The organism is Mesorhizobium sp. M1A.F.Ca.ET.072.01.1.1 (assembly GCF_004023325.1).
Taxonomy (GTDB): Bacteria; Pseudomonadota; Alphaproteobacteria; order Rhizobiales; family Rhizobiaceae; genus Mesorhizobium.
In genome coordinates this window covers 1-6078 of record NZ_RZSF01000370.1, presented here as the reverse complement: position 1 = coordinate 6078, position 6078 = coordinate 1, and the positions used below count along the sequence as shown (strand labels likewise).

Annotated in this window: 2 protein-coding genes; both read left to right on the top strand. The window is 63.8% G+C overall.

What is annotated here, in order from left to right; genetic code table 11:
* The coding region (locus EOA32_RS31860) for a putative Ig domain-containing protein (protein WP_128373835.1) at positions 1-3446 on the top strand (3446 nt) is incomplete at its 5' end.
* Between the two features lie 368 nt (positions 3447-3814).
* A complete protein-coding gene (locus EOA32_RS31855; protein WP_348632240.1) occupies positions 3815-5932 on the top strand; it encodes a multicopper oxidase domain-containing protein in 2118 nt (705 codons plus the stop codon).
* Positions 5933-6078: the final 146 nt, after the last annotated feature.

The following is a 6078-nucleotide window of genomic DNA, read 5'->3' as shown; positions in this document are numbered from 1 at the left end:
TTGCCTTGTCCGCCTCCACCGGGACGATCTCAGGCACGCCAAGCGCGGCCGGCAACTTCAGTTTCTCTGTCACCGCGACCGACAGCAGCACCGGCACCGGTCCCTATTCGAGCGCGCCGCGCGGCTACAGCCTCCAAATCGTCAACATCCCCCCGGTTGCGAACCCGGTATCGGCCACGGTCGCCTATAACAGCGGCGCCAATCCGATCACGCTCAACATCACCGGCGGGACACCCACTTCGGTGGCCATCGGATCTTCGCCGGCCAACGGCACGGCGATAGCCAGTGGCCTGTCGATAACCTACCAGCCCAATGCTGGCTTCCACGGCGCGGACAGCTTCACGTATACGGCCACCAACTCGGCAGGGACATCGGCTCCGGCGACCGTAACGATCACGGTCAGCAACCCTACGATCACAGTGAGCCCGTCGGCGGCGCTGACCGCGCAAGTCGGCGTTGCCTATACGCAGACCTTCACCGCCTCCGGCGGCGCGGCGCCCTACACGCTGGGCGTGGCCGGCTTGCCGGCCGGCCTCTCCCAGACGGGAACGACGGCGAACAGCGTGACCGTTTCCGGAACACCGACCGAAGCGGGCAGCTTCAACCTCAGCGTGACAGGCTCCGACAGCAGCACCGGTCCGGTCGCGATCTCGCAGCCGTTTACGCTTTCCGTCAGCTCGCCGACGCTTGCCCTGACACCACCGGCGGGGACCCTTACCGCGACCTATGGCACCGCCTACAGTCAGCAATACACGGCGTCCGGCGGCACCGCGCCTTACACTTATGCCATCAGCGCGGGAGCGCTCCCGGCAGGCCTTGCCCTTGAGGCGAATTCGGGCCTGCTTTCCGGGACGCCCACGGTGACTGGACTGTTCACCTTCTCGGTGCAGGCGACAGACAGCAGCACCGGCGCCGGTGCGCCGTTTGCCAGAACGCAAAACTACGTCCTGCAGGTCGCGGCGCCGTCCATTGTGGTCGCCCCGACCACGCTGCCTGATGCGACGGCGGCTTCGGCCTATTCGGCCACCATCACCGCAACCGGCGGCGTCGCGCCATACAGCTTCCTGGTCAGCGCCGGCGCGTTGCCGAACGGCCTGTCGCTGGATTCGGCGGGCGTGCTGTCGGGCACCCCGACGCAATCCGGCAATTTCTCCTTCACGGTCCAGGCAACCGATACTCACGGCCAGATCGGCGCGCGGATATACAGCTTCACCGTCGGCACGCCCAGCCTGACCCTTTTGCCCGCCAGCATTCCGTCCGGCACGGCCGGAACCGCATACAGCCAGCCGATGACGGCGAGCGGCGGCAGCGCCCCCTACAGCTTTTCGGTGACTGCCGGGACGCTGCCGGCAGGTCTGTCGCTTTCTTCGACGGGAACGCTTGCGGGAACGCCCACCGCTGCCGGCAGCTTCAACTTCACCGTGACGGCGACGGACAGCACCGGCGGCACGCCCGGCACCGGGAGCGTGGCCTACACTTTGGTGATCAATGCGCCGACGATCACGCTGGCCCCTGCCACCCTACCAGCCGCCCAATACGGCGTCGCCTATAGTCAGACGATCACGGCCAGTGGCGGCACCAGCCCTTACAGCTTTGCGCTGACAAGCGGCTCGCTACCGGCCGGAATGACGCTGTCATCGACGGGCACGCTCTCGGGCACTCCCACTGTTGTCGGCTCGTTCCCCATCACCGTTACGGCGACCGACAACCTCGGCTTCACCGGCGCGGCGAGCTATACGCTTGCGATCGGAAGCAACCCACCGGTCGCAAATCCGGATACAGCCGAGACGCTTGACGGACAGGCGATCACCATAAACGTCACGAACAACGACACCGGCGATATCACCTCCATAGCGATCTCCACCGCACCAGCACACGGTACCGCGACGGTCAGCGGCACCGCGATCTCCTACACGCCTGCGACTTCCTTCGTCGGATCGGACACCCTGCAATACACGGCGACCGGACCGGGCGGAACCTCGGCACCGGCCACGGTCACGATCAATGTCAGGCCGCATCCGGTTCCCGTCCCGCAGACTGTGACGACGGTATCGGGCAAGGCCGTAATCGTCGACCTGACCAAGGACGCCACCGGCGGCCCGTTCACGACAGCAAGTCTCGTCTCGGTGCCTCCGCCCTCGTCAGGCACGACGGCGCTCAACGGTTTCCAGATGACCTTCACGCCGACGACGACGTTCGAAGGCACGGCTACGGTGACGTTCACCATAAGCAATGCCTATGCCACGTCGGCCGTGACATCGATCATGATCAACGTCGAGTCCCGCCCGGATCCGACCAAGGATAGCGAGGTCATGGGCATCCTCAACGCTGAGACCGAGGCAGCGCGCCGTTTTGCCACCTCGCAGATCGACAATTTCCAGCAGCGGCTCGAAGGCCTGCATGACAGCAACGACGGACAGGAGCCGACCGACGGCCTGGCTTTCGTCCAGGGGATCGCCCTGTCTTTCGACAGCACGTGCGGCGACAACGAGCTGGTTCCGCAGGGCCAATCCTGCGGACGCAGCCAGGCGACCGCCCAGGACGGACCGTTCAGGTCCTATATGGACGACAACACCACGGCGGGCACGCCAGGCAGCTTCGGCACAGGCAGCTTCGGCCACAGCAAGGTGACGATCTGGACCGGCGGCTCGATCAATATCGGCAAACGCGAGGGCGATGACGGTTACAAATTCCAGACCACCGGCCTCAGCGCCGGCATCGACTATCGCCTCAGCCGCGCTTTCGCGATCGGTCTCGGCATGGGTTATGGCCGCGATGCCAGCGACATCGGTGACAATGGCAGCCGCAGCACAGGCCATGCCTACACGGCAGGCCTCTATGCCAGCTATCATCCCGGCCAGAACTTCTTCATCGACGGCCTGCTCGGATACCAGTGGCTGTCCTTCGACTCGCGGCGCTATCTGACATCGGGCGGCGGCTTCGTCACCGGCGACCGCGACGGCGGCCAGTGGTTCGCCTCGGTGTCGGCGGGCGCCAAGTATCAGGTTCAGGACTGGCAGGTTACGCCTTACGCCCGTCTTGATGTCGCCCGAGCATCGCTGGATGCCTTCACCGAGGAGGGCGACCCGTCATTGGCGTTGCACTACGGCGAGCAGGATATCGACACCACGACCGGCAATCTCGGTCTCACACTGGCCTACAAATACCCCGTCAGTTTCGGGGTGATCTCGCCGCAGCTCAGGCTCGAATATCAGCACGACTTCCAGGGCGACAGCGCCATCACCATGAACTATGCCGACATGTTGAGCGGGCCCTTCTACCGCACCTCCATCGACGGGTTGGGTCGGGACCGCTTCATGCTGGGCCTGGGCATGAACATCCAGACGACGCAGGATTTTGCGGTGCGGCTCGAGTATCGCGGCCTGTTCGGCAGCGATGGCGATACGGACAACGGCTTCCTGGTCAATCTGGGAAAGAAGTTCTGATCCTGCGCCACGCGGACCCGGTAGCTCCCCTTTTTGTCGCCTTTGCGGCTGCTGCGCCGCGAAGGTCGGAGTTGATGTGAATATTGCGGCTTGCAGGGTTGCATGATGGGCGGCGCGCCGGGATTGCGGCGGTTTCGCGCGGCAACCCTGCCACCTCTCAACTATTACAAATAGACCGAAAATTCAAAATGAAATGATTATTAGCTGTATAAGCCAACCGTAATAAAGCGGCGAAAAGATTTCGTTCAAGTAAAATTTCGCGATATACAACCTCCAAAGCTGGACATACCTGCGGATCGAGAGCAATATGCTTGTAGAGGACAATCCAGAGCCAGTGTGAGGGGAGCCCCATGGTAAGTGGAGGATCGATGACGCGTGCCCGGCTTTTCGCCGGTGTTTTCATCTGCGGCCTGGGGCCGTTCACGGCGCTACCCGCGGCGGCCGAGATCAACAATCCGCCGGTGCTGCAGGACGAGCGCGCGCCGATCGCCAAGCCGATGCTGAAAGAACTGGCGCCTGCTGCGCCGCTGCCCGGCAACACGGCGCCGGTGCGCGGCGACCGCCTGCTCGATCTCAAGATCGAATATATCGACAACCAGATCTACAATCCGTCGACCGGCGGATATGACAAGGTGCATCTGCGCGGCTACACCGGCAAGGGGGTCGATCCCAACGCGCCTTACGTCTCGCCGACGATCGAGGCCATTCCCGGCGACACGGTGCGCATCACCCTCGACAACCAGCTGCCAGCGGGTCCGCAGCCCGGCGACCCCGGCTGCATGCCGGGCGGCCAGATGCCGGACATCCCACATTGCTTCAACGGCACCAACCTCCATACGCATGGGCTATGGGTAAGCCCGTCGGGCAACAGCGACAACGTGCTACTGTCGATCAACCCGCAGACGAAGTTCACCTATGAGTACAACATCCCGTCGGACCATCCTTCGGGCACCTTCTGGTACCATACGCACCGCCACGGCTCGACGGCGCTGCAGGTGTCGAGCGGCATGGCTGGAGCGCTGATCGTTCGCGGCAACCGTCCTCCGACGCCTTCCGCGCATGGCGACATCGACACGCTGATTCCGACTTCGGCAGTCGCCGAGCGCGTGCTGGTGATGCAGCAGATCCAGTATGCCTGCCGCGCGCCAGCGGCCAAGCCTGGCGAACTCGGCCCGATCAAGCAGGACATCAACGGCCGCTATATCTGCGATCCGGGCGACGTCGGCGGCATCGAGGGATACGACCAGTTCGGCCCCGGCACCTGGCCGGCGTCGGGACGATATACATCGCTCAACGGCAAGGTGTTCAATCCAAACGATCCGATGAAGGCGACGCAAGGCCAGATCGAGCGCTGGCGCATGATCCATGCCGGCGTGCGCGACACGATCAGCCTGCAGTTCTTCAAGGTGCTCGACGGCAAGCTGAAGCCGGGCGCGAAGACGCTGCTCAGGGCCGACGCCACCGCGGCCTTCATCAAGGATACATGCGATACCACCCCCGTGCCCTACATGCTGGTCGCGGCCGACGGGCTGACGATGGCAGCGGGACAAATGACCAAGCTGGCAACCTTCCAGCCCGGCTATCGCTTCGATGCGCTGGTCGTGTTCCCGGAGGCCGGACGCTACTGCGTGATCGACTCGTCGGCGCCGAAGTCGGGTGTGGTCAATGGATTGGAGGTTGGCCCACAGTTGCTCGGCCTGGTCGACGTCGCGCCGGGAACCCCGGTCGACAATGTGGAAAGCTACATCAACCATAAGCTGGTCGCGCTGGCCGAGACCAATATGCCAACGGATATCAAAGCGACGGTGGTGGCCGACCTCAAGACGGGAACGAAATTGACGAGCTTCACGCCGCATCCCGACGTCACGGACAACGAGGTTAAGGGCAACGGCACGCAGGAGCTGACCTTCTTCATCGACACGACGGGACCGGGCGTAAAATTCGAAGTCGGCAACACGCTCGATACCGCCAGCGCTAAGCCTTACGACCCCACCCGCATCGACCGTCAGTTGCCGCTCGGCAAGGCGCAGGAATGGGTGCTGCAGTCGCATTTCGTCAGCCATCCGTTCCACATCCACGTCAATCCGTTCCAGATCGTCTCGATCATTGATCCCAACGGCAAGGACGTCAGCGCGCCGGGCGCGGTCGACGATGCCGGCGGCGCGCCCTACGATCCGCAATATCCGGGGCTGAAAGGCGTGTGGAAGGACACGCTGTGGATCAAGAGCCTCATCCCGCAATCGCTACCCGCAGGTTTCTCCGGCATCTACACGATCACGCTGCGCACCCGCTACGAGCGCTATATCGGCGAATACGTGCTCCACTGCCACATCCTGGACCATGAGGACCAGGGCATGATGCAGAACGTTGCCGTGGTGCTGCCCGATCAGGTGGTCGGCCCCACGCAGGGCAGCGTTCAGAGCGGCGCCATGCTGATGCAGATGGACGGGCAGATGCAGATGGGTGGCAACGATGCCCACAAGTAAGGCGCAGCCTCCGAAACCCGAAACGCCGTTCACCTGGAGCAATGTCGAGGCGATCCTCATCGCCGCTGGCGGCAGCGACGGCCCCGGCAGCCTGACGGGCTTGACGCTGGCGGACTTCCTGGGGCTGCAACTGCACGGCATGCCGC

What these genes read in the sequence shown, in the direction of transcription:
- EOA32_RS31855 (WP_348632240.1), top strand. Translation starts at nt 3,815, where the DNA reads ATGACGCGTGCCCGGCTTTTCGCCGGTGTTTTCATCTGCGGCCTGGGG.